Below are 19,993 nucleotides of genomic sequence, written 5' to 3'. Positions count from 1 at the left end.
TTAAATAAAACGGATATTCTAATCTACATTTGAATGATAGCATGTTTTGCGGTAAGATGAAGTCATAATCAAATATTCATTTGAATGAAGGAGGTGCTTGAGGTGCAAAAAGACAGCTGTGAAGTGTATTGCTTTAATGAAGAAGTGGTTGCCCGGACCCAAGACCGGATTAAACAGGAAGACATCACTGGAATGGCAAAAATCTTCAAGGTCCTTGGTGATGAAAACCGTGCAAAGATTGCATTCGCTCTATGTGAAGAAGATGAATTATGTGTATGTGATATTGCAAACATCATCGGTTCATCCGTCGCTACCGCTTCCCATCATCTCCGGGCGATGAAGACAATGGGACTTGCCAAACACCGGAAAGACGGCAAGCTCGCCTTTTATTCCCTGGATGATGATCATATCCGGCAATTGCTCCTCATCGCCCTTGATCACCGAAAGGAGGCGGGAATCCATGGCAGCTAATACGGCAACCATCAATGAACAGAATCGCACAGTTTATCGCGTTCAAGGTTTATCCTGAGCCAGTTGTGCCGCTCAGTTTGAGCGGAATGTGCAAAACCTTCCCGGGGTAAGGGAAGCAAAAGTGAATTTCGGTGCCGCTAAAGTCGCTGTCAGCGGTGAGGCTTCCATTGATGAAATCGAAAAAGCCGGCGCATTTGAAAACTTAAAAATCCGCCCGGAGAACGAGCGAGTAGAAGAAGTGAAAATCCCATTTTGGAAACAGCCGGATCATTTGCGGGTCCTGACGTCCGCTATCCTGTTAATCGCGGCTTGGGCAACAGGACAGCAATACGGCGATGATAGTCTGCCGGCCATTCTCCTGTATGTTACAACGATCGTGCTGGGCGGCTATAAACTCTTTATCAAAGGATTTAGAGGTCTGGTTCATCTTCAGTTTGAAATGAATGTGCTGATGACTGTCGCAGTTATCGGAGCTGCCCTTATCGGCGAATGGGTCGAAGGGGCAGTTGTTGTAATCCTATTTGCCGTCAGTGAAGCACTTGAAAACTATTCGATGGATAAAGCCCGCCAATCGATCCGGTCTCTCATGGACATCGCGCCGAAAGAAGCGCTTATCCGGCGGGGACAGGAGGAAATGGTAATTCCGGTAGACGATATCCGGATTGATGATATTATGATCGTCAAACCGGGACAGAAACTTGCCATGGATGGTGTAGTTGTAAAAGGCCAATCAACAATTAACCAGGCTGCCATCACAGGGGAATCAGTGCCTGTTGCCAAATTGCCGCAAGATGAAGTGTTTGCCGGCACGCTGAATGAAGAAGGGCTGCTCGAAGTTCAAGTCACAAAGCGGGCAGAAGACACGACCATCGCGAAAATCATTCACTTGGTGGAAGAAGCGCAGGCAGAACGGGCCCCTTCTCAGGCATTTGTGGATAAATTCGCCCGTTACTATACCCCAGCGATTATCCTGTTTGCTCTCGGGCTTGCCGTCCTCCCTCCGCTTTTGTTCAGCGCAGACTGGAGCGAATGGATCTACCGCGGGCTGACGGTTCTTGTTGTCGGCTGCCCTTGTGCCCTCGTGGTTTCGACACCAGTCGCCATTGTAACGGCCATCGGCAATGCAGCAAAACATGGTGTTCTGATCAAAGGCGGCGTCTATCTGGAAGAAGCAGCTAAGCTTAATGCCATTGCATTCGACAAAACCGGGACGCTGACAAAAGGGATCCCGGCAGTCACTGATATCCTCCCTGTTGCTGGTCTTGATGAGCGTTATGTGCTTGGTCTTGCAGCTACTTTGGAAAAAGCGTCAGGGCATCCGCTTGCTGCAGCCATTACAGACAAAGCAGCAAAGCACCGGGCCGACTCTTTTGAGATGGAAGAGTTTTCTTCCATCACCGGTCGAGGGATTCAGGGCCGGCTCAATGGACAAGTGCATTGGATTGGAAGTCCTGCATTATTGACGGACAAGCTTGGAGCAGATATTAATCCCGAAGTCCACCAGCAGATTGACAGTTTGCAGAATGAAGGAAAAACCGTGATGGCGCTTGGTACGGAGCAGCAGATTTTGGCGCTGATTGCCGTTGCGGATGAAGTGCGGGAAACTTCAAAAGAAGCCATCCAGTCGCTGCATGCGCTCGGTATTCGCCAGACCGTGATGCTGACCGGTGATAATCATGCGACCGCTCAGGCAATCGGGCGCAGTGTGGGAGTTCATGACGTACAGGCGGAATTGATGCCGCAAGATAAACTGGCTTATATTAAAGAATTGCGGAACCGGAAATTAAATGTTGCCATGGTCGGCGATGGGGTGAATGATGCGCCGGCGCTTGCAGCCTCGACTGTGGGGATCGCAATGGGCGGTGCCGGTACGGATACTGCACTTGAAACCGCTGATATCGCCTTGATGGCGGATGACTTGAAGAAACTGCCGTTCACTATCAAGCTCAGTAAAAAAGCGCTGCAGATTATTAAGCAAAATGTTACATTCTCGCTCGGTATCAAGCTGCTTGCACTCCTGCTTGTCCTGCCCGGCTGGTTGACATTATGGATGGCGATCTTTGCCGATATGGGCGCAACACTGCTGGTGACATTAAATGGCTTACGCCTTCTGAGAGTAAAAGAGTAGGGGCTGCCAGACAAGCTCAAAGCCTCGTTTACGATACCTCCTGGCCCGGTATGGGGAAACCGGACGCTTTCAGCGAACAGGATTAGCAAACAATAAATTAAAAACGGCGGGAAGAGGACTGGAGTCTTCTTCCCGCCTTTATGCATCCTGTATGATTGTCTCCTTCAACTAGCCTGGCACGGAAAGGGCGGGAGCGTCCTTTTCCAGAATATAAGCGCCTTTTCATGAATCGACAGGTCACTTGCAGTTTTTTGTATAAAATTTTTTGTCTACAGGAACCTGGAGTTATCCAGGTTCCTTTTTTGTAGCCACTTTTGATTACTCGGGATAGTTGCCGTGAATTGTAAGGAATACACCCTTGTAATGGGAGTCCACGTTCGTGACATCAAGCTTAGATTGCTGAATCATACCGAGCGTATCGCGATTCAAGTGACAGCCATCCGCCGCTTTTTTCCACAGCGGCGTGAGGGCATCCTGAATCTTTCCTAAGGCCGGCTGGTCAAGCCGCACATGTTCAAAGAACAGCACGCGGGCGCCTGGCTTGCTGACGCGTTCGATTTCCCGGAGCGCAAGCGTCGGATGCGGAATTGTGCAGAACACTAGTGTCGCAACAACCGTGTCGAACGACTGATCCGGAAACGGCAGGTTTTCTGCACGTACGGCATGCAGCCGGATTGGCACAGTCGCTTCCCTTACCCGTTCATGCGACTGATTTCTCATATCATCATCCGGTTCGATGGCATCCACTGCTTCCACAGCTGCATCATAGTAAGGAAAATTCACTCCGGTACCCGCACCGATCTCCAAGACACGGCCAGTTGCTTCCCGCAACAAATTTTCCCGGATGGCTCCGAATCCGCCGGTTTCCAGCGGTTTCATAATGGGGTCGTACACATTGGTGAATAATTTACTCATTACCGTCCCTCCAGCCTTTTTAGTTTATTGTACGAAAACGGTTGTATCGAAGTTTGCGGTTTCACAACCTTCAAGCACATATTCCGTGAATTCCGTTGTTTCATTTACAACAATACTGTCACACGTTGTGGTCTCCACGCTTCCCGTGCCATAGGCGTCCCTTGTAGAATCGAATGTTGCTTCACTTCGCTCACCGTCGCAAGTTAACTCCAGCAAAATCGGATCACCTTCCGTGGTATAAGTCACCACACGGACAGGGTCTTCTTCTCCCTCTTCCATGTTCGCCATGAATGCTTCCAGCTCATCCATATTGTTAATGTCGCCGTGCTCATTTACGACATCATCCGGTGATCACAAGAGAGACCAGACCGATCACCGCCAGTTTCTGTTTCATCTGACATCACCCTCCTTATCCGATCAGACGGATAAGAGAGCGAAAAATTACTAAAATAACGGAATTCAGGAGAGATTCCCTCTCTCACTTTAAAACCGTTTATACATGAGATAATTGGTGAATCCGATTCCTGAAAGCACTTTCTCTTGCTCCCGCACGACTTTATATCCTCGGGAAAGGAAAAAAGGTTTCGCGTTGATACTGGCTTCCGTCCATAGTTCCGCCCGTCCCTGCGTCTTCGCTTCTGCTTCCAATCGCTGCAGGATCGCCGAACCCGCTCCTTTGTTCTGAAATTCCCGGTCGGTGTAAAGCAGGTCCAGCCAGCCTGTCTCGCTCAGTCTGCCAAACGCAATGATCCTGTCATCCCAAAGAGCTACAACCGTTGTTCCTGTACGGAAACGTTTTTCCCATTCCACAAGTATTGCGCTATCTGACCAGACCGCTATCTGTTCTGCGGAATAATGCTGCCTGTTCACCGACTGAACTGTATTACGAAATAACCGGACGATGTTCTCCAAGTCTTCAGGAATGTATTTTCGGACTTCCACTGCCGGCACCTTCCATGTGATCGGTCGCTGGTTCCGGCAGCAACACATAGATCAATTCTTCCACATTCCCTTCAATCGTACTGCCCGAATTAATGAACCCGTAACGCTCATATAATTTCTTGGCCGCTGTGTTTTCTTCTTGAAAGCAAATGAAAATGGGTTCTTCAGGATACTGTTCCCGCAATACTTCCACAGTCTGATGCAGCGCTTCACGGCCATATCCCCGCCCTTGGAAGCGGTGGTCAATCATCAATCTGCAAATTTCCAGCCCTTGCAGTTCTGCAGAATAGCCGAACATGACAAAGCCAACTACTATTTCTTCATCATAAAGTGCCTGTGTAGTCCAGCCTTCTTCCATGCTCGCCTGGACAAGTGACAGGCAATTGGAGGCAATCGTTTTTTCAAAAATGCGGTTCTGCTGATCTTCCGCGCAGCTCAGGCGAATCACGGACAGCCAGTTGTTTTTGTCTACATTGCGAAGCTCTACCATTGCTTGGCCTCCCTTTATAAAAAAGACACAGACCTTTCCAGGGCTGTGTCTCATTCTATCTGCTATTCAAGCGGCAATTCCGGTTCTTCCATATAGGCTACTTCCCACAAGTGTCCATCGAGGTCCTGAAAACTCCAGCCGTACATGAACCCATGATCCATCTGGTCTCCTGAAGGCGACGCACCGGCCGCAAATGCCTTATTGACCAACTCATCCACCGCTTCCCGGCTATCTGCCGACAAGGCGATGATCACTTCTGTCATCTTCGTGCTGTCTGCTACGCTCTTTTTGGTGAACGTTTGAAAAAACTCCTCACCCAGCAGCATAACAAATGTCTGGCTATTAATGATCATGCAGGCTGCATTATTATCCGAAAAATTTTCATTGAACTCGAAGCCGATCTGTTCAAAAAAAGTTCTGGACTTATCCAGGTTTTTCACTGACATATTGATGAATGTCTGCTCCGCTTGGATTGCCATTTCTCCGCCTCCCCGATTTGCCTTCTCTCTTATTCCATTCGCTGTTTACCCTCTTCGTTCCTGCCGGTTTCATTGCCTTTATCAATTGGACAGGGAATTTTCCCGCCCGGGAGCTGTGCGCAGTTTCGTGAGGGAAACACCGACCAGTGCCAGCGCACCACCAGCAATTGACAGCAGCGCCGGAACTTCATCCAGCCAAATCCATGAAATGAAAATAGCGGCAGCCGGCACCAAATATAAAAAGCTTGTTGCTTCCGAAGCTCCTTGTCTCGCGGTCGCATACGCAACGGCGAAATATGGAATCACCGTCGGGAAAATACCCAAGTAAATAACAGTCAATGTACTTTCCATCGATGCCTGCGTGACTGCTGACCAAAGGCCGCCGCTGAACGGCAGCATGAACAGCGTGCCAGCAAAAATCGTATAAACTGTAAACGGCAAAAAGCCGTACTTCCGTAAGTAAGATGATTGAAACACAAAATAACAGCTCTCCCCGAGCGCGCCGAGGAGGATGATGACTGCTCCCCATTCAATGCTGAATTGGCCGCCGGTTTCGATGGATATCAAGGCAACGCCCACAAATGCGACAAGCGACCCGATCCAACCAAACACACCAAACTTCTCCCGCAAGAAAATAGTGGCGAGCAGTGCGGACATCAGCGGCACTGTCATGATCAGCAAGCTTGCCGCCCCGGCATTGACAGTCTTTTCCCCGATGCTTAAGAACGTATGATAGATTGAGAACCCGAGGAAGCCGAGCAGCAAAATGATTGGGATATCCTTTTTATCCGGCAGTTTCATTTTGACGGCAACAGCGAAAATCAGCAGGATCAATGCCGCTGTTACCATGCGAAGAAGCGCCAAGTGATACGGATTATAGGATTCCAGGGCTACCCGGATTCCCGGAAATGCCGATCCCCATAAGATGATTGCCAGCCCGTAGGCAAGAATGATTCGAATATCCATACAGTCACTCCTTATTCATTGTTGATGCTGCTCATCATTCATCTGTGCAAAAATAAAAAAAGCTGCCGCTACGGACAACTTAGACAGGAAGAATCAGCTTGACTCTTAATCCGACGAATCGTTTTTGCGGCTGTCGGCTTTCGATTCGGCCGCCTTTTTCGTTCGCTTACTTACATAGGGCTTCGTTTTCGCCTTGTTAGCGCCGGTCTGCCAGCGGGTCCAGCCTTTCTTGCCTGTTCCCCGGCCAGTCCCGCCTTTTCCTTTCGCTTTCGCCATATAACCTCTCCGTTCCTTTTGCTTAATTATTCAAAATCAATCGGCCAATCGGTTCAACGCCTGCTTGACAGTAGCCATTGTCCAAAGTCCGGTGATTGAACGGCATGTCTCAATCGCTTTGCGTGCCAGTTCCGGTCTCAACCCCGTACATACCGGTGAAATCCCGAGCAACTTCAGCGTTGAATTGATATTGTACATGAAATCGATGACGGTCGCATCAATGCTGTGAATGCCTGAAAAGTCTAATATAAGATACCGTAATTGCTGCCCCTGCACTTTTTTAGGGATCAGTTCCAGCAGCTGTCCGGCTCTGTCAGCATCGATTGTGCCGACGAGTGGGACAACAGAGATTCCTTCAGACACAGGAACAATTGGCGTTGCCACTTCCATTTTTGCTCTCCGAAGGTTCCGTTCAGCTTCTTTCCGGCCGGAAACATCCCGCATGATTGACTGAATGGCCGGCTTATCACCAAACATAGCCGGATGGCAATACAACTCCACTTCAGCAAGCGATCCGTCAGCTTTAAAGATAACTGTTTCAATCAATTCACCGGCCTGGTTGCTTTCAGCGACCCGTTCTGCCCGCTTGATGATGTGCTCTCGTTCCTCTACAGGAAATATTTCGATGACGTTCGAGCCGATTAATTCTTCTTTTGAAGCACCTATGAAATCAGCACCCGCCTGATTGATGTAGAGCACCTGCTGGTCTGCGTGGATGACTGTCGTCTCGAAAGAATACTCAACAATCTGCCTGTACATATCTTCTCTTTCTTCGTTTGAGATGTTTCCATCTGATGAAATATCGATCACATTAACACCCCACTTCCCCAAATTCGCCTTCTATATGAAATGTTACTCTTTTCTCCCTGTTTTTCCAACTGACAGCACCAATTCTCTTGTTTTATTTTTAAGTTATACAAAAATCTCCGGAAACAGGAGGAATGTCAAAGCCGCTGCAGCCAGAAGCACAACCCCCATTTCTGACAAGGTTTGAATCGCTTCCTTCTTACTGTTTCCGTGCTTCCATTCCACGTATGCCTGCAGAATTGCTAATGTAACGGGAATGACGATCGGCAACAAGGGAAACAGCGCAAAGTGAAAACCGGTCAACACTTGCCAGAGAAGCAAAAGGAAAAAAATGATGATAAGAATAATTCTGACTGTCGCAGCCCGCTCCTTATGCGTTTCATTGACATATTGATAGCCGAAAGTCTTCCGTTTTTTAATATTCAGTATCTTCCTCATCCCCGCATTGAACACTGCCTGCAAAAGGAATATCCCTGCTATCAATACAAGCAGGCGGGTCCACGGTATGTAATCGAATAGATTATAAGGCAAAAGAATTTCCTCCTCTCTTCCATTTTACCATGAATTTCCCATTAAAAAGCGAATGATCTGAAAACTAAAACCGGTCCCTTTTCCGGAACCGGTTCGGTATCAGCTTAACTGCCGGAGCAAATGTTCCCGGTGGGCTTTCGCTTCTTTCAGCAACTTGAATTCGTTGTTTTCGACCAAGTTATAAATTCTGTTCATTTCGTTCCAGGAGGTTTCATAAAGATCCTCGCCTATAACGCCATCTTCTAGCGCCTGCTCGAGATCAGCCGTATCCACTTGAAGCACTTCCCCATCCGGCAGCACAATAATATCAAGGAATAAATCCTCCATAAACGGCCGGTCATTTTCCACACCATTCCTTCTGCACACATCGATATACCATTGCACGACTTTCCCGTTCTCATCGAACATCGTCGTCAATGAATACCGCTCGTGTTCCGGGAAATGCTGCAGCCACGTATATCCGTCGCCAAGGACCCGGACGACTTGCCCCCGGTATTCGAATTCCAGCGGTTCTGTCACCTGCAGTGCCCGGAACAATGTGACATACCCGACGAATTCTTCAGTTTCGATATAGGTCTTCGCTGTTTCTTTACGCTTGATGCGCTCCCAGCCATTGCGGTCACCAAACTTCTTTTCCAGCATCCAATCCCCCCTTTTACCCGCTGATGCTCCGGATATCCCTATCGGTCGCTGCGACGATTACCTTATCTCCATACTGATGAAGGGAGTTCAGGATTTCGGTTCGATGCTGTCGGTCAAAATCTGCACTCCACCGGAACATCTTTCGTAACATGTGAAACGTCGGTTTGTAATTCGCCTGTTCGCTGCCGAATCGCTGCAGACAAAAGCGTCGTATGATTCGGTATGTACGCACCCGCCAGTTTGTATCGAGCAGAATAATCAGATCAGCTTGTTCAAAACTGGCAGCCACCCAGCCGAAATGCGCTCCTTCGATTATCCAGTCCTCCGTTTCCAAGATCTTGTGCAGCACGGAATCCCGTTCCACTATTGTCCGGCGGATATCACCATTGGGCCCACGTTTCCATACAACATTATCGAGTTCAATGTGCAGGATGCCGAGCTGCTCTGATAATTTCCGCGCCAATGTCGTTTTTCCGCTGCCGACAGAACCTATGATATGGATCTTTCTAGCTTGGCCGGTCATCATTTCTCTCCTTTTCCAGCAGCAGAGTTCCAATTCTTTTCGGTCGAAGATCCAAAGAAGACAGTTGATCAATCGGGACCCACATCGGTTCATACGTCCCTCTTCCTCTTTCAAGGTCTGTGAATTCCTCGCCAGTTCCCTTGCCGATTGCCCCTGTCAGGAGGCCAGCCGTAAAAAAGAATTGCTTTCCATCATGATCCATCGTGGTCAGCAGCTCCGTCACTTCAACGGTGACACCCAATTCTTCGAACGCTTCCCGCCCTGCTGCCTGTTCCGGCGTTTCCCCTTCTTCGATTCCTCCGCCGGGAAAGACATAATACGTAATGCCTTCCCTGACCCGTTTAATCAAAACGACTTGCCCGTTTTGAATAATAACGGCTGCTCCTCTATTTCTCATAATGCGAACCGGCTCTGAATCAATTCAGCGGTCTCTGATGCAGACAGGTTGGTGTTATTAATCCGGAGATAGCTGGCCCGCTGAATTTCGCCTTCCCGTGAGTTCAGCCGGTGTTTCTCCATCGTCTCTTTCAGATTACCTTCCGATTCTGCAAGATTCCGTTTCGTCGGTTTATGCGTCAGCCGGTTCGGTGTATTGTTATGTATTAATCGTTCAGCCACATCCGCTTCCAATTCCACAAAACAGACATCAGCTCCTGCCTCTTCAAAAATGCCGGTCAGTTTCTGGATGAATGCCCAATCCTCTTCCAGATCAAACGCCCACACATAGGTGAAAATCAGTCCTTCAAGCTCGCTGGATGCAACTGATTTGAAAATTTCTTCCCGGAACATTCCGGATAGCCGCCACATTTCTTTGCTGAAGCCAAAGAACGGATGCAGCAGATCGATGGTCATATGATTATGGAATAATTTCAGACCAGTCAGCTTTTCCAATTCCTGGCCGACCATCATTTTACCGACCGCCTGCGGGCCGAATAGAAGTACAAGTTTCATAAAGTCCTCCGCGTCAGTGATTTAATTCAAAATGAGATTCCTTTAACTGAATCAGTTCGAGTTCAGGGTGGGTATCTTTCGTTTTTTCTGCCAGATTCTTCACCCCAAAAATTTCAGTGAACGTATGGCTGCCCGCAATGAGATTGATGCCGGCATATTGGGCATATTGAATGGAATAGAGCGTTGCTTCACCCGTTATGTATGTATCGCAGTCATGATCAAGCGCCCATTGAATATGATTCGTTGCATGGCCTGCCCCTGTCAGCACGCCGACCCGCTTTACATTCCGATCATTATTTCTCCAGGCTCTCACCGGTTCATCCAGTTCTGTTCTCATCTTCTGTACAAGGTCTTTGAATAAAACCGGTTCATTGAATTCACCAATCCCCGGAAACTCCTCCTCTTCGTAAACAGAATGCTGTTCAATGCGGTTAATACCCATCACATCCATCAACGCTGCATAGGTTCCGAATGAGATGAAATCAAGCGGCCCGTGGATAAAAAAATGGCTGATATTGTGTTCCTTCAATCTGCTTACACAAGCTTCCCGCAAGCCGTAAATGAAATCCCAGGCGTCGTGGTGGGTAACGATGAGGTCGACGCTGAGAGCGGCCGCCTGATCGATCACTTCCAGTGAAATATTGGTCGCATAGCCGATGGTTGCAATATTATTGTTCGAGGTATTGAGAAATCCGAAATCACCTTCGAATTCCGCAAGCAATTCTTCCGGAAATAATTTTGTCATGGCATCTCTAAATTGACTGATATTCATTTTGTTCTCCTTTTTCTTAATCATGCTGTTCTCCTGACTTCTTTACGCACAGGTTTTCGGATGCTTGCAAGCAGCGCACCGAAAATCGTGATAATGCCGCCAATCAGTGTCAGCATGGCCAGTTGTTCATCGAGCAGGACGAGCCCGAAAACGACCGTCCAGACGGGCAGCAGGTTAATGAACGGGGCAGCAGTTCCGGGGCCGACTTTCTTCACGCCCGCATTCCAGGCTAGATACGCAATGACAGAAGCAAATGTGCTGACATACAAAATGGCAAGGTACGCTGCACCGTCCAGTTGAATCGCACTTGGATCGACCGTTCCGATGCAGCTAATGGCGCTCAACACGGTTCCATACACTGCGGCTCCCGCTGTTAAGGTCAACGGGTCGGTTTTCCTGCCGTAACGCTTTCCGAGCACGGTATACAGCGCCCAGGCAATACACGCTAACAAGATGGCGACCTGGCCAGTCCACGAATCATTCGCATTACCCTCCCGCATTCCCTGAAACAGCAGGATTACGCCAAAGATTGAAATAATGCTCCCAATCCACGCTTTTTTGCTGATTTTCTCTTTCAGGATCAGGGGGGTGAAAAAGAGAATCCCGATGGGAATTCCTGCCGTGATCATACCGGCAGAAGAGGCACTGATGGATTGCAATCCAGCGTAAACCAGCGTGGAGAACGCAAAAATACCGAAGAACCCGAGAATCAGAAATTCTTTCCACATTGATAGAATCGGGAATTTCTTCTTATTGAATACAAGCAGCCCCCAAAGCAGAACAGATGAAATGGTCCAGCGGACTGTGTTCAGTAAAGTGGGCGGCAATGCATCGGCCAGAAAGCGGCCGCAGATGTAATTGCCGCCCCATAGCATTGTAGCCAGGATTAACAGGGCAATTCCTTGTCTCATTGTGTCACTTCTTTCCTCTTTTCCAAATAGTAACATATTCCGGTCAGTTCTGGATGTCCAATGCGAAGACATATTGACCGTTTCCCTGCTCCCAAGTTGCGGTCAACTCGAAAACGGTAACTCCTTCAAAACCTGATAAATCCGGTTTTTCCGATATGGGCAGTGAACTGCCGTCTGCTTTCCACACTTCAAGATCCGTCTTGAGCGGCTCCAGCCCGAATTCAAATGCGATTCCCTCATTGGATCTGACCAACAGTGGATCCAATGAAGCCATCAGTTCCTGCCGAGGCGGTGCAATACCGCTGGTGCTGACCGTCTCACTGGATGGGTCTGTATATGTCCACTCACTAGTACCGGCCTCAATAACTTTTACTTCATCTCCAGCTCGGACGGTCAATGCGGGAGGATGGATGAACGGAACCACTACCCCGGTCTCTTCGTAGGAATTGTTGACGTAAAAGCCAAATCCATAGTTTCCGCTCCCTTGCTCCCACCGCGCCGACAGATTGATAACATAATATCCTTCCTGGTCAGGCACCGGTATTGTTCCATTTTGAAAATCAATTGGCATCGACTGCTCCGTACCGCTCCAAAGTTCAGCAGTAAGCGTTCCGGGCAGCGGTTTACGGTCAAACCGGAATTGAATGACATCATCCGTCGAAAGTGCCGGAGCCTTTTCCCGATCGCCCATCTCAAAAGCGGAGGTATAGACCATATCGGCACACATTGCATTCATGAATCCGTCCCAGCAGTAAGAACCTTCCCTCACTTCCAGCGCTTCTCCGTTCGCTGTCACTTCCGGAATAGGATGAGCCTGTGATTCAGCATATGCATTGAATCCCCAAATCCCTAAGATGAGCAGTCCCACGAAACCGATCAGTTTCCACATATTTCATCCCTCCATCTGGCCGAATGTTTTTCAACAAACAGAAGCCGATTAGTCCGCTTTCCATTTTCTCATATCGCAGTTCAGCGCTGTGCACCCACTCAACATTGAAATCAGTGACACCGCGTTATAAATTTTTAAATTCTTTCCATCTCTCTTTTGCCATTAGACTGGAAACAGGGATAAAAGTTACAATAGACATATGCAATTTTTGGGAGGTGGCAGCTTCTTGAGAAACGACCGGAACTCCAGAGAGAAAAGCAAAATTAATAATGAAGATGATTCATACAGCAGAACATTCCTCGGCACACCGACAATTGGCGGTGCAGTGGTGATTGCTGTCATTGTTCTTTACTTTATCTTCAAATAAACAGAAAAATCCCGTGACTGGAAAGTTATCCGGTCACGGGATTTTCTTTAATTACTGCTTCTTGCCATTCGAACTTGAGTTTGTATCATAGAAGAACTTAGCAGAGATGGATCCGTCTTCGTTCTCTGTGATATCTGTTACATGGATTCCGGAATCAGCCGGTGTTGAACCGTTGCCTTTCCAGAAGTAGTACGACCCAGTGTGTGCTTTGCCGGAAACAGGTGTAAGGTCTTCACCTTCGTTGAAGAAGTCACCAGCGTCGCCACGGTTTACGTACTTCTCAAGATCGTAATTACCGTCAGCCTGGACGACTGCCAGACCATAGTGATCCACTTCATATCCATTTGGAGCAATTACTGTTTTGTTGCTTTGGAAACGCTTGTTCATATAATTCTCTACGTTGTTGATGCGCATTCCTTCAGTTTGATAAAGGCTGAGAATGTTTTCATCAACATGCCATGCAACAAGTCCTTCAGAGTCCGCTCCCTGACGGATCAGGCCTTTGTTGAACCCTTCCTGTTGAATGTTTTCGAACAGGAAGTATTCAGTTCCGTTAGAACCTGGAACTTCCATCTTCACGATGCCGTTTTCAGCAGTCGCTGCATTGATTGCCGGAAGTGTGATTTCCTGAACACCCTCTTCCGGCGTCACTTCAATTGGCTCAGCCCAACCGAGGAAGACTTTCGAGAATGGATCAAAAGCTGTCGGCGAGTTACCGGAATATGGTGCAGCATCCGGATAACGCATCCAAGAGCCACCGGCCATCATGGAGTAGTTACCGACTCCCTGAGAATCATACTCTGTATCATAGTAGTCAGGCAATCCGAGTGCGTGGCCGAATTCATGTGCATACACGCCAGGCTGGGCTGGGAACGGACCTTCTTTCAGTTCATCTTTGTATCCGTCTGTTACAAGATCGTACCCAGCGACATTCCCGCCGATACCCGGCTGGATGTTATATGTGTTAACTGTGACGCCATCATATTTTAGATCAGAATCAACAGCAGTTCGCCATGCTACCCATTCTTCATCTGAAACTTTTCCATCTCTGTCTTTATCTGCAGCGACGAATCCAGTTTCATAGTACTTTCCATAGTACAGAGCACTTAAAAGTCCCCATTTATGCGACCAGAACTGCGCCGGATCGCGGCTGAATTCCGCCCCTGTTCCTTCATGTACAACAAACACGGATGGAACTTCACCTTCTACTGCATAGTTAGAAAAATCAATCTGCTCATCCGCCGCTTTAAGCAAATCACGAATGAATTCACCCGTATGGGCATCTCCGTTAGCGTTGCCGTTAACGTATGTCCCGTTTTCAGCATGCTCGCCTGTCTGGTCGAGATAGTAAGAAGCACCATGCGGAAGCTCTACCCACACAAATTCCGTATTTTCTTTGCGGACAAGATTTATTCTATCATTACTCGATTCTTTATAAATATTCTGCATCGTGCTGTCTGTCGGTGCTTCTTGTCCATTTAGCTCTGCATATTTCTGGAATGGCCCATATTCATACGGATTATATTCAGTACCAAAAATCAAATCCTCATAGTAGTGAGCTGGAACTTGTCCTTCCAGATCGCCTATTGGTTCATCGCCATCTTTATATTTTGCCAAGATTACAAGAACCGGCACATCGCCTGTTGCTTCTTTATAAGCTACGTGGTTATCGCCAGCCTGTTCAAACTTCGCACCATGATTAGCGATTTTTTCAGCCGGATCTGCTTTGGATACATCCACACCAAATTCTTTCGCTTTTTGTGCAAGTTCCGGAGAAGCTCCTACATAATGAGCGAGTTCTAAATTGGGTTTTGCTTCCTGCTGCCCCGCTGCGGAATCAGTTGTCCCAGCTGTTCCTGCGAATACGGCAGTTCCGGCTAATGCTGTTACTAACGCTGTTGTCGATAAAACTTTGATCAAATTGTCCATTCCTCTCTGAGTTGCTGCTGTTGTTTTTTACTGTCTGTTTTCAAGTATATAAAGATTCTGAGTTTTTTAAATAGGTTAAAAGCACTTATTTCTGACAAATTAAATTAGTCTATTGTATTATTTTTCAGAATATAGAAAATAAAAGAGGAGAAAAATTTACATGGAATAATATTACATTATATTAAGAAACCAAGCTGTTATGCAGGTTTGCTATGTGAAATCTTTCTTATTTTCATTGATAAATTGGAAAATCCAAGCAAGAACACAATAACTTTCTTTTTACGATTTGTTTAAAAAAATCGTTTTTCCTATCTTAATAAATCTTTTCCACGTCGCTATTCTTCTTTGTCAGCAAAAGTTGCTCCCGCAAAATGCAAAAAAGCCCGGCAGGTAACAAGAAATCGTCACCTGCTGGGCTTATTCATTCAGTCAAATTCTTTCTTTTCCCATTCATCTTCCGGGATATCCAAATCTTCCCCTGAAAACCGTTCTTCTTTAAATGGATCTCCATTAATATGGAATCCGTTCTGTTCCCAAAAGCCAGGCTGATTTTCTCCAATAAATTCGATTCCGCGAATCCACTTTACACTTTTCCAGAAATAGAGGTGAGGTACGACGAACCGCAGTGGGAAGCCATGCTTTGCCGTCAATGGTTCTCCGTCGAGTGAATGTGCCAGCAGCACATCCTCACAGTCCAAATCACTCAGCGCCACATTTGCTGTATAATCGTAATCGCCATGAAGCATGAGGTATTCACTGGTCGGCGTGACGCCGATTTCCTTCAGCAAATCCTGAAACTTCACGCCCGTAAACGTATTATCAAAACGGGACCAGCGCGTTACACAGTGAATATCCCGAGTCACTGTCGTCTGTGGCATTCCGAGAATATCTTCATACGACAATATGATTTCCTCACCGCCATGTCCCCATACTTTCAGCGTCCACGTGTTCAAATCATATTCCGGAACGTCACCTTCATGGAGGACCGGGAACCGCTCTGTTAATACCTGGCCCGGCGGCAACCGATCGCCGAGTGCCGGATCGGTCACCGGAACCCGGGTGCGTTTAATGCGTTCAGCTTTATTCAATTTCATTTTTTCTCCCCCTTTTTCAACAAAATGAAAACTCTTCCCTGTCAAAAAGGAAGAGTTTCATCTGATGTCAGCTCTTCCTTATCACTCAGAACTTTCATGTTCCGCAGGATTTGGCACCATGCTATTTAAAAAATAGCGGTTGCCGGGCGTCATTGGGCCAGTCCCTCTGCCTCTCTTAATAAGGATGTGATACAGTATGTAGTTTCATGATTCGTTTTATTTTATCCGGAAACAGCTTAAGAAGCAACTTTTTCAGATACATAACATAATTTTCTAAATTCATTTGCATTTCCTTCTAACCAGTAATAAAATACTTACATATGAAAGAAATAATGAATGGAAGTCAGTTACTGCAGACGCTGGAGGCTTTATCAAATCCGTACCGGCTGAAGATCATCGCCATTCTTCACGCCGAACGGCAGTATGTCAGCCAGCTTTCCCGTGAGCTTGGCATCAGCCGTCCACTCCTTTACTTGCATCTGCAGAAATTGGAGGAAGCTGGACTGATCAATGGGTACCATGAAGTCTCCGATACAGGGAAATCGATGAAGTACTATGAACTTGAACCGTTCGATCTCCAGTTGACTGGAGAAGTGATTGAAAAACACAGGGACAGCCTCCCTGCTAAGCGAAAGGAGTAAATTGCATAAGGGAATAGCAAATCATTAAGACGTCATGCCCAAAGTTGCGGATCAAAGGAGTTGAATGGATGACGGAAAGTAATGTTATGAACACCGGAGATCTCATTTTCACATTACTGACAATTGGTTTTATGCTGATTCCGCTGATTCTCGCGGTGGCGGCGGCTGTTTATATTATCCGGCTGGTAAAGCGGACAGAACGCAGATCAGAGGAACGGCTTCAGCTCGATAAGGAAAAAAGTGCAACTCAGACGCAACAATTGGAGATGCTCCAGAGTCTGAACAGACGATTGACAACGATTGAAAAGTTTTTGAAAGATGTCCAGTAAACAGTATCCGGAAAGGGTGTTTCGATGGAAGGTTTAGTTCCGTTAGTCCCGCTCATCACGATGTTCCTGTTCACGCTTCTGCCGCTCGCTTTGCTGGTGGCGGTCATTGTATACGTCGTCCGGCTCGTGCGCCGGACAGAACGGCGGGCCGAAGAACGGCTCCAGCTTGATAAAGAGAATGCTGACATTCAGCTGCAGCAGACTCAAATGATCAGTGAATTGAATGAGCGCTTAACAGGGATTGAAAAAGTTCTGCGGGAAGTGGAATAACTGAATAATAACACACAAAAACGAGGACTCCTGTTCCTCGTTTTTGTGTGTTATAACTTCTCACCATAACGGCTGCTCTTCACTTGTCAATTCCATCGAAAAAGGCAGAAATGCAACAATCAATACGACAACTGCTGCTGCAATATAGAAATGGTCTAATAGGTTAACTTCTATTACCGACTCTGTCAGCAGCAGCACAGCCACCGGAATAATCGATAAAAATCCCATCCGGCGTCTTGAGGATGGTGTAACATACTGCTTCACGCCGCAATACCGGCATGCCTTTCCACTGATCAGAAACCAGGATTTTATAAAAGCATCGCGCCACGGCCATTTCCTGCCGCAGTTCTCACACCTCGGCATGATTTTCAACCCCTCTGATTTTGCTGTCCCGCCCGCTTTCCGGCAATCAGCTCAGTCAGCCTGAACTGTTTATCTTTATCTCTACTATATCATGGAACAAAGAAAGAGTCCGTATCACCCGATATGCGGAGGAATTGATTTGTTTCCTTTCAAAAACTCACCAGAGACAGGCGCTTCCCTTCTTTTCATTCCCCATTTCGGACATTCAGCAGGATCTTCCCTGTGCTCAATCTGTTTTCCATCAGCCGGTGTGCATCAGCCGCCTCGCGAAGGGTGAATTCATGACCGATGTTCATCTTCAGCCGGCCATCCGCCAGTAATGGGAATATCTGCGTTGCTGTCTCCTTCAATAAATACGGCCGCTTTTTTCTTGTTGTTCCAAGGCTGAACCCGAGCACTGATCGACAGCTTGCATGCAGATCATTAGTTTTAATCGTCCCTGCTCTACCCCCTGAGTTGCCAAACTGCACGAGCCGGCCATATGGAGCCAAGCATTCCAAGCTAGTTTCTGTGATTTCACCGGCAACTGAATCGAGAATAACATCGACGCCTTGTCCATTCGTAAGTTCATTTACTGCTGCCGCAAAATCCTCCTTACGGTAATTAATGATGTGATCCGCTCCATTTGCACGGACGATCTCCACCTTATCGTAACTTCCGACTGTCCCAATTACTTGACCGGCGCCAAGCAACTTCGCCAACTGGATAGCGGTCGTCCCTACACCTCCTGCAGCTGCATGAATCAACACCGATTCGCCCTGCTGCAAATCAGCGATATTGGTCAATAAGCGGTGAGATAAGAAAGAAACCGTCGGGCAAGCTGCTGCCGTATTGATATCCAAGCCATCAGGAATCGGAAAAACCAGTTGTTCTGATGCCAGTACGAATTCTGCATAAGATCCATGTTTCGGAAAAGCGATGACCCGCTGGCCAGCGCGCAACGCTTGTACATCCGCTCCGACTTTTTCAATAACTCCTGCGGCATCAAGTCCTGGAATAAAAGGAATTTGTGCCCCTTTCTTCCCATAGCGGGATTTAATATCCGCAAAGTTCACGCTGGTTTTCTCCACCCGGATCAGCACATCATGCGCTTTCACATCAGGCATATCCACTTCTGTATAATGCATAGAATCCGCGCTTCCGAATTCGGTCACCATGACTGCTTTCATGATAACATCTTCCCTTCTGTTCATTGACTGACTGCGTTTTTGCTGTCGGTCAAGACAAATACAAGTATCAAAGCTGCTTTTGTAAACAGATCAAATGCTTTTCCTTGTAAGCGAATACTTTTCACATAAAAACGTTATTAGTTTCCCTGTGCAAACTGCAGTATTGCCTGCAACACATTATTCCAATCGTGATGGATTGCCGCCGCCTGCTCTGCAGGCAGCAATACTCTCCCGCCGGATTCAAAACCGCCTTCAAAAAAGTGCCAGCAAGTGATCTTCATTTTGTAATAAACCTGATACCCGATTTTGGGATATGCGTTTTCCTCTGTCCATGAGGGATTATCCGTATGATCAACAACGACATACCCAACAATCGGCACTGCCCTGAAACATAACCCTCTTCCATGGCTTCCCGCTTAAAACAAGTTTCCGGGTCTTCCCTTCCTTCAATCCGGCCTCCTGGAATGTCCCATCCGCGGTGATCCAAGTTGACAAGCAATAGTTCCTCGCCTTGCATACACATCCCGTGCACGCTGGTGACCAGTCCGGCGTCCGGAACTTCTGCTCCCGGCACCCAGGTCAATTTCACGGTCGCTTCTCCCCATTGCACGAAAGTGCTTATCACCTGAGTATCCTCCTGTAGCGCAGTGCCCGGAAGCCGTGTTCTCCAGGCACTCCATGCATCGGCTCCTCCCTTTGCAGCTCAAATCCGCAGGCTTCGTAAAAAGGAATGCCCATCTCATTCCCTTTGCTCACAGAGACCCATTGTTCGACAGCTCCCCGGCTGATTTGATCCTGCGTAATCATTTCAAGCAGCCGGCTGCCAATGCCTTCCTGTTTTCTTGAAGGTTCCAAATAGAGAACGAACAGTTCCGCAATCCGTTCTCCAATAAAGCCCCCTTCGCCAGCTCCGAGAATCGCTCGGCCATCGTCTACTACGAACCAGCCATTCCAGCTCTGTGAGGTGTTCCGGATTTCTTCAGCGACTCGTTGTGCTGTATAGAAATCGGTGATGATTTGACTGATCGTGTTTTCAGGCAGCAGTTCCTTGTATGTATGCCAGTATCCTTCACTGCAGACTTGGATAATGCCAGCTTCATCACCCGCACGCGCTTTTCTGATTTCCATCCCCATTACC

The 19,993-nt window shown here is 47.5% G+C and carries 26 protein-coding genes, 3 pseudogenes and 1 riboswitch; of the genes and pseudogenes, 6 read left to right on the top strand and 23 right to left on the bottom strand.

The genetic code is table 11. The features are described from left to right. The first annotated feature begins 102 nt into the window (after nucleotides 1–102). Together B0X71_RS05685 and B0X71_RS05680 are read left to right on the top strand one after the other, a co-directional pair. The gene (locus tag B0X71_RS05685) at nucleotides 103–471 is read left to right on the top strand and encodes an ArsR/SmtB family transcription factor (RefSeq protein ID WP_408634115.1); all 369 of its coding nucleotides are present in this window, start codon (nucleotides 103–105) and stop codon (nucleotides 469–471) included. Next, entirely contained in the window at nucleotides 461–2,599 is a 2,139-nt protein-coding gene (locus B0X71_RS05680; RefSeq protein WP_077588520.1) for a heavy metal translocating P-type ATPase, read from the top strand. Before B0X71_RS05685 ends, B0X71_RS05680 begins: the two co-directional genes overlap by 11 nt. A gap of 318 nt (nucleotides 2,600–2,917) precedes the next feature. Here the strand turns inward: B0X71_RS05680 and B0X71_RS05675 are convergent, their stop codons facing one another. The 17 genes and pseudogenes from B0X71_RS05675 to B0X71_RS05600 all read right to left on the bottom strand — a co-directional run bounded on the left by B0X71_RS05675 (nucleotide 2,918) and on the right by B0X71_RS05600 (nucleotide 12,693). Beyond that, on the bottom strand, nucleotides 2,918–3,514 hold the full coding sequence (locus B0X71_RS05675; protein WP_077588519.1) for a class I SAM-dependent methyltransferase: 597 nt from the start codon (nucleotides 3,512–3,514) through the stop codon (nucleotides 2,918–2,920). A 24-nt stretch (nucleotides 3,515–3,538) separates the two neighbouring features. Continuing rightward, nucleotides 3,539–3,847, bottom strand: a pseudogene (locus B0X71_RS05670) (DUF4362 domain-containing protein); the annotation flags it as partial. A gap of 150 nt (nucleotides 3,848–3,997) precedes the next feature. After that, a complete protein-coding gene (locus B0X71_RS05665; RefSeq protein WP_198038694.1) occupies nucleotides 3,998–4,456 on the bottom strand; it encodes a GNAT family N-acetyltransferase in 459 nt (152 codons plus the stop codon). Continuing rightward, nucleotides 4,431–4,946 (bottom strand): GNAT family N-acetyltransferase, encoded by a 516-nt coding sequence (locus B0X71_RS05660; RefSeq protein WP_198038693.1) that lies wholly within the window; start codon nucleotides 4,944–4,946, stop codon nucleotides 4,431–4,433. The genes B0X71_RS05665 and B0X71_RS05660 overlap by 26 nt, the downstream gene beginning before the upstream one ends. Before the next feature lie 62 nt (nucleotides 4,947–5,008). Continuing rightward, the gene (locus tag B0X71_RS05655) at nucleotides 5,009–5,425 is read right to left on the bottom strand and encodes a VOC family protein (protein ID WP_077588515.1); all 417 of its coding nucleotides are present in this window, start codon (nucleotides 5,423–5,425) and stop codon (nucleotides 5,009–5,011) included. A gap of 81 nt (nucleotides 5,426–5,506) precedes the next feature. Further along, nucleotides 5,507–6,391 (bottom strand): DMT family transporter, encoded by an 885-nt coding sequence (locus B0X71_RS05650; RefSeq protein WP_077588514.1) that lies wholly within the window; start codon nucleotides 6,389–6,391, stop codon nucleotides 5,507–5,509. A 105-nt stretch (nucleotides 6,392–6,496) separates the two neighbouring features. Then, nucleotides 6,497–6,667 carry a DUF3934 family protein gene (locus B0X71_RS05645; RefSeq protein ID WP_077588513.1) on the bottom strand — a complete coding sequence of 57 codons (171 nt, stop codon included), beginning with the start codon at nucleotides 6,665–6,667 and terminating at the stop codon, nucleotides 6,497–6,499. Between the two features lie 36 nt (nucleotides 6,668–6,703). After that, nucleotides 6,704–7,498 (bottom strand): PAS domain S-box protein, encoded by a 795-nt coding sequence (locus tag B0X71_RS05640; protein ID WP_232336798.1) that lies wholly within the window; start codon nucleotides 7,496–7,498, stop codon nucleotides 6,704–6,706. Between the two features lie 81 nt (nucleotides 7,499–7,579). After that, on the bottom strand, nucleotides 7,580–8,005 hold the full coding sequence (locus B0X71_RS05635) for a DUF4181 domain-containing protein (RefSeq protein WP_077588512.1): 426 nt from the start codon (nucleotides 8,003–8,005) through the stop codon (nucleotides 7,580–7,582). Nucleotides 8,006–8,104: 99 nt separating this feature from the next. Further along, nucleotides 8,105–8,647: a ribonuclease FAU-1 family protein gene (locus B0X71_RS05630; protein ID WP_077588511.1), complete on the bottom strand. Its 543-nt coding sequence runs from the start codon at nucleotides 8,645–8,647 to the stop codon at nucleotides 8,105–8,107. 13 nt (nucleotides 8,648–8,660) lie between these two features. Further along, entirely contained in the window at nucleotides 8,661–9,170 is a 510-nt protein-coding gene (locus tag B0X71_RS05625; RefSeq protein WP_232336797.1) for an AAA family ATPase, read from the bottom strand. Continuing rightward, nucleotides 9,154–9,570, bottom strand: a complete 417-nt coding sequence (locus tag B0X71_RS05620; protein WP_077588509.1) for an NUDIX hydrolase — start codon at nucleotides 9,568–9,570, stop codon at nucleotides 9,154–9,156. The genes B0X71_RS05625 and B0X71_RS05620 overlap by 17 nt, the downstream gene beginning before the upstream one ends. Next, complete coding sequence (locus B0X71_RS05615) at nucleotides 9,564–10,121, bottom strand: DEAD/DEAH box helicase family protein (RefSeq protein WP_077588508.1); 558 nt, start codon at nucleotides 10,119–10,121, stop codon at nucleotides 9,564–9,566. Before B0X71_RS05615 ends, B0X71_RS05620 begins: the two co-directional genes overlap by 7 nt. Nucleotides 10,122–10,134: 13 nt before the next feature. Further along, the gene (locus tag B0X71_RS05610) at nucleotides 10,135–10,893 is read right to left on the bottom strand and encodes a Nif3-like dinuclear metal center hexameric protein (protein ID WP_077590907.1); all 759 of its coding nucleotides are present in this window, start codon (nucleotides 10,891–10,893) and stop codon (nucleotides 10,135–10,137) included. 20 nt (nucleotides 10,894–10,913) lie between these two features. Continuing rightward, nucleotides 10,914–11,351: pseudogene (locus B0X71_RS21730) on the bottom strand (DMT family transporter); the annotation flags it as partial. 60 nt (nucleotides 11,352–11,411) lie between these two features. Further along, nucleotides 11,412–11,804: pseudogene (locus B0X71_RS21725) on the bottom strand (DMT family transporter); the annotation flags it as partial. 43 nt (nucleotides 11,805–11,847) lie between these two features. After that, nucleotides 11,848–12,693, bottom strand: a complete 846-nt coding sequence (locus B0X71_RS05600; protein ID WP_077588506.1) for a hypothetical protein — start codon at nucleotides 12,691–12,693, stop codon at nucleotides 11,848–11,850. A 226-nt stretch (nucleotides 12,694–12,919) separates the two neighbouring features. On the opposite strand from B0X71_RS05600, the gene B0X71_RS20830 reads away from it, so the two are divergent. After that, nucleotides 12,920–13,060, top strand: coding sequence for a hypothetical protein (locus B0X71_RS20830; protein ID WP_156889799.1), 141 nt, complete (start codon nucleotides 12,920–12,922; stop codon nucleotides 13,058–13,060). Nucleotides 13,061–13,111: 51 nt separating this feature from the next. On the opposite strand, the gene B0X71_RS05595 is transcribed toward B0X71_RS20830, so the two are convergent. Continuing rightward, the gene (locus B0X71_RS05595) at nucleotides 13,112–14,980 is read right to left on the bottom strand and encodes a M6 family metalloprotease domain-containing protein (protein ID WP_077588505.1); all 1,869 of its coding nucleotides are present in this window, start codon (nucleotides 14,978–14,980) and stop codon (nucleotides 13,112–13,114) included. 434 nt (nucleotides 14,981–15,414) lie between these two features. After that, complete coding sequence (locus B0X71_RS05590; RefSeq protein ID WP_077590906.1) at nucleotides 15,415–16,077, bottom strand: sulfite oxidase-like oxidoreductase; 663 nt, start codon at nucleotides 16,075–16,077, stop codon at nucleotides 15,415–15,417. 81 nt (nucleotides 16,078–16,158) lie between these two features. Then, nucleotides 16,159–16,268, bottom strand: a riboswitch (SAM riboswitch). Nucleotides 16,269–16,415: 147 nt separating this feature from the next. Here B0X71_RS05590 and B0X71_RS05585 point away from each other — a divergent pair. The 3 genes from B0X71_RS05585 to B0X71_RS05575 all read left to right on the top strand — a co-directional run bounded on the left by B0X71_RS05585 (nucleotide 16,416) and on the right by B0X71_RS05575 (nucleotide 17,323). Next, a complete protein-coding gene (locus B0X71_RS05585) occupies nucleotides 16,416–16,724 on the top strand; it encodes an ArsR/SmtB family transcription factor (RefSeq protein WP_232336796.1) in 309 nt (102 codons plus the stop codon). A gap of 68 nt (nucleotides 16,725–16,792) precedes the next feature. Beyond that, entirely contained in the window at nucleotides 16,793–17,053 is a 261-nt protein-coding gene (locus B0X71_RS05580; RefSeq protein WP_077588503.1) for a hypothetical protein, read from the top strand. 24 nt (nucleotides 17,054–17,077) lie between these two features. Then, the gene (locus tag B0X71_RS05575) at nucleotides 17,078–17,323 is read left to right on the top strand and encodes a hypothetical protein (protein WP_077588502.1); all 246 of its coding nucleotides are present in this window, start codon (nucleotides 17,078–17,080) and stop codon (nucleotides 17,321–17,323) included. 60 nt (nucleotides 17,324–17,383) lie between these two features. On the opposite strand, the gene B0X71_RS05570 is transcribed toward B0X71_RS05575, so the two are convergent. The 4 genes from B0X71_RS05570 to B0X71_RS05555 all read right to left on the bottom strand — a co-directional run bounded on the left by B0X71_RS05570 (nucleotide 17,384) and on the right by B0X71_RS05555 (nucleotide 19,983). Then, a complete protein-coding gene (locus B0X71_RS05570; RefSeq protein WP_077588501.1) occupies nucleotides 17,384–17,686 on the bottom strand; it encodes a TIGR04104 family putative zinc finger protein in 303 nt (100 codons plus the stop codon). 185 nt (nucleotides 17,687–17,871) lie between these two features. Continuing rightward, nucleotides 17,872–18,855 carry a quinone oxidoreductase family protein gene (locus tag B0X71_RS05565; RefSeq protein ID WP_077588500.1) on the bottom strand — a complete coding sequence of 328 codons (984 nt, stop codon included), beginning with the start codon at nucleotides 18,853–18,855 and terminating at the stop codon, nucleotides 17,872–17,874. Between the two features lie 277 nt (nucleotides 18,856–19,132). Beyond that, a complete protein-coding gene (locus tag B0X71_RS05560; protein WP_232336795.1) occupies nucleotides 19,133–19,480 on the bottom strand; it encodes an NUDIX hydrolase in 348 nt (115 codons plus the stop codon). Next, on the bottom strand, nucleotides 19,477–19,983 hold the full coding sequence (locus tag B0X71_RS05555) for a GNAT family N-acetyltransferase (protein WP_077588499.1): 507 nt from the start codon (nucleotides 19,981–19,983) through the stop codon (nucleotides 19,477–19,479). The genes B0X71_RS05560 and B0X71_RS05555 overlap by 4 nt, the downstream gene beginning before the upstream one ends. Nucleotides 19,984–19,993 lie beyond the last annotated feature (10 nt).

Source organism: Planococcus lenghuensis, assembly GCF_001999905.1.
Taxonomy (GTDB): domain Bacteria; phylum Bacillota; class Bacilli; order Bacillales_A; family Planococcaceae; genus Indiicoccus; species Indiicoccus lenghuensis.
Note: the sequence above shows the minus strand (reverse complement) of the source record. Positions and strands in the feature narration are given on the sequence as shown.

What these genes read in the sequence shown, in the direction of transcription:
- B0X71_RS05675 (WP_077588519.1), bottom strand. Translation starts at nt 3,514, where the DNA reads ATGAGTAAATTATTCACCAATGTGTACGACCCCATTATGAAACCGCTG.
- B0X71_RS05660 (WP_198038693.1), bottom strand. Translation starts at nt 4,946, where the DNA reads ATGGTAGAGCTTCGCAATGTAGACAAAAACAACTGGCTGTCCGTGATT.
- B0X71_RS05655 (WP_077588515.1), bottom strand. Translation starts at nt 5,425, where the DNA reads ATGGCAATCCAAGCGGAGCAGACATTCATCAATATGTCAGTGAAAAAC.
- B0X71_RS05650 (WP_077588514.1), bottom strand. Translation starts at nt 6,391, where the DNA reads ATGGATATTCGAATCATTCTTGCCTACGGGCTGGCAATCATCTTATGG.
- B0X71_RS05645 (WP_077588513.1), bottom strand. Translation starts at nt 6,667, where the DNA reads ATGGCGAAAGCGAAAGGAAAAGGCGGGACTGGCCGGGGAACAGGCAAG.
- B0X71_RS05630 (WP_077588511.1), bottom strand. Translation starts at nt 8,647, where the DNA reads ATGCTGGAAAAGAAGTTTGGTGACCGCAATGGCTGGGAGCGCATCAAG.
- B0X71_RS05625 (WP_232336797.1), bottom strand. Translation starts at nt 9,170, where the DNA reads ATGACCGGCCAAGCTAGAAAGATCCATATCATAGGTTCTGTCGGCAGC.
- B0X71_RS05615 (WP_077588508.1), bottom strand. Translation starts at nt 10,121, where the DNA reads ATGAAACTTGTACTTCTATTCGGCCCGCAGGCGGTCGGTAAAATGATG.
- B0X71_RS05610 (WP_077590907.1), bottom strand. Translation starts at nt 10,893, where the DNA reads ATGAATATCAGTCAATTTAGAGATGCCATGACAAAATTATTTCCGGAA.
- B0X71_RS05600 (WP_077588506.1), bottom strand. Translation starts at nt 12,693, where the DNA reads ATGTGGAAACTGATCGGTTTCGTGGGACTGCTCATCTTAGGGATTTGG.
- B0X71_RS05585 (WP_232336796.1), top strand. Translation starts at nt 16,416, where the DNA reads ATGAATGGAAGTCAGTTACTGCAGACGCTGGAGGCTTTATCAAATCCG.
- B0X71_RS05580 (WP_077588503.1), top strand. Translation starts at nt 16,793, where the DNA reads ATGACGGAAAGTAATGTTATGAACACCGGAGATCTCATTTTCACATTA.
- B0X71_RS05575 (WP_077588502.1), top strand. Translation starts at nt 17,078, where the DNA reads ATGGAAGGTTTAGTTCCGTTAGTCCCGCTCATCACGATGTTCCTGTTC.
- B0X71_RS05570 (WP_077588501.1), bottom strand. Translation starts at nt 17,686, where the DNA reads ATGCCGAGGTGTGAGAACTGCGGCAGGAAATGGCCGTGGCGCGATGCT.
- B0X71_RS05565 (WP_077588500.1), bottom strand. Translation starts at nt 18,855, where the DNA reads ATGAAAGCAGTCATGGTGACCGAATTCGGAAGCGCGGATTCTATGCAT.
- B0X71_RS05555 (WP_077588499.1), bottom strand. Translation starts at nt 19,983, where the DNA reads ATGGAAATCAGAAAAGCGCGTGCGGGTGATGAAGCTGGCATTATCCAA.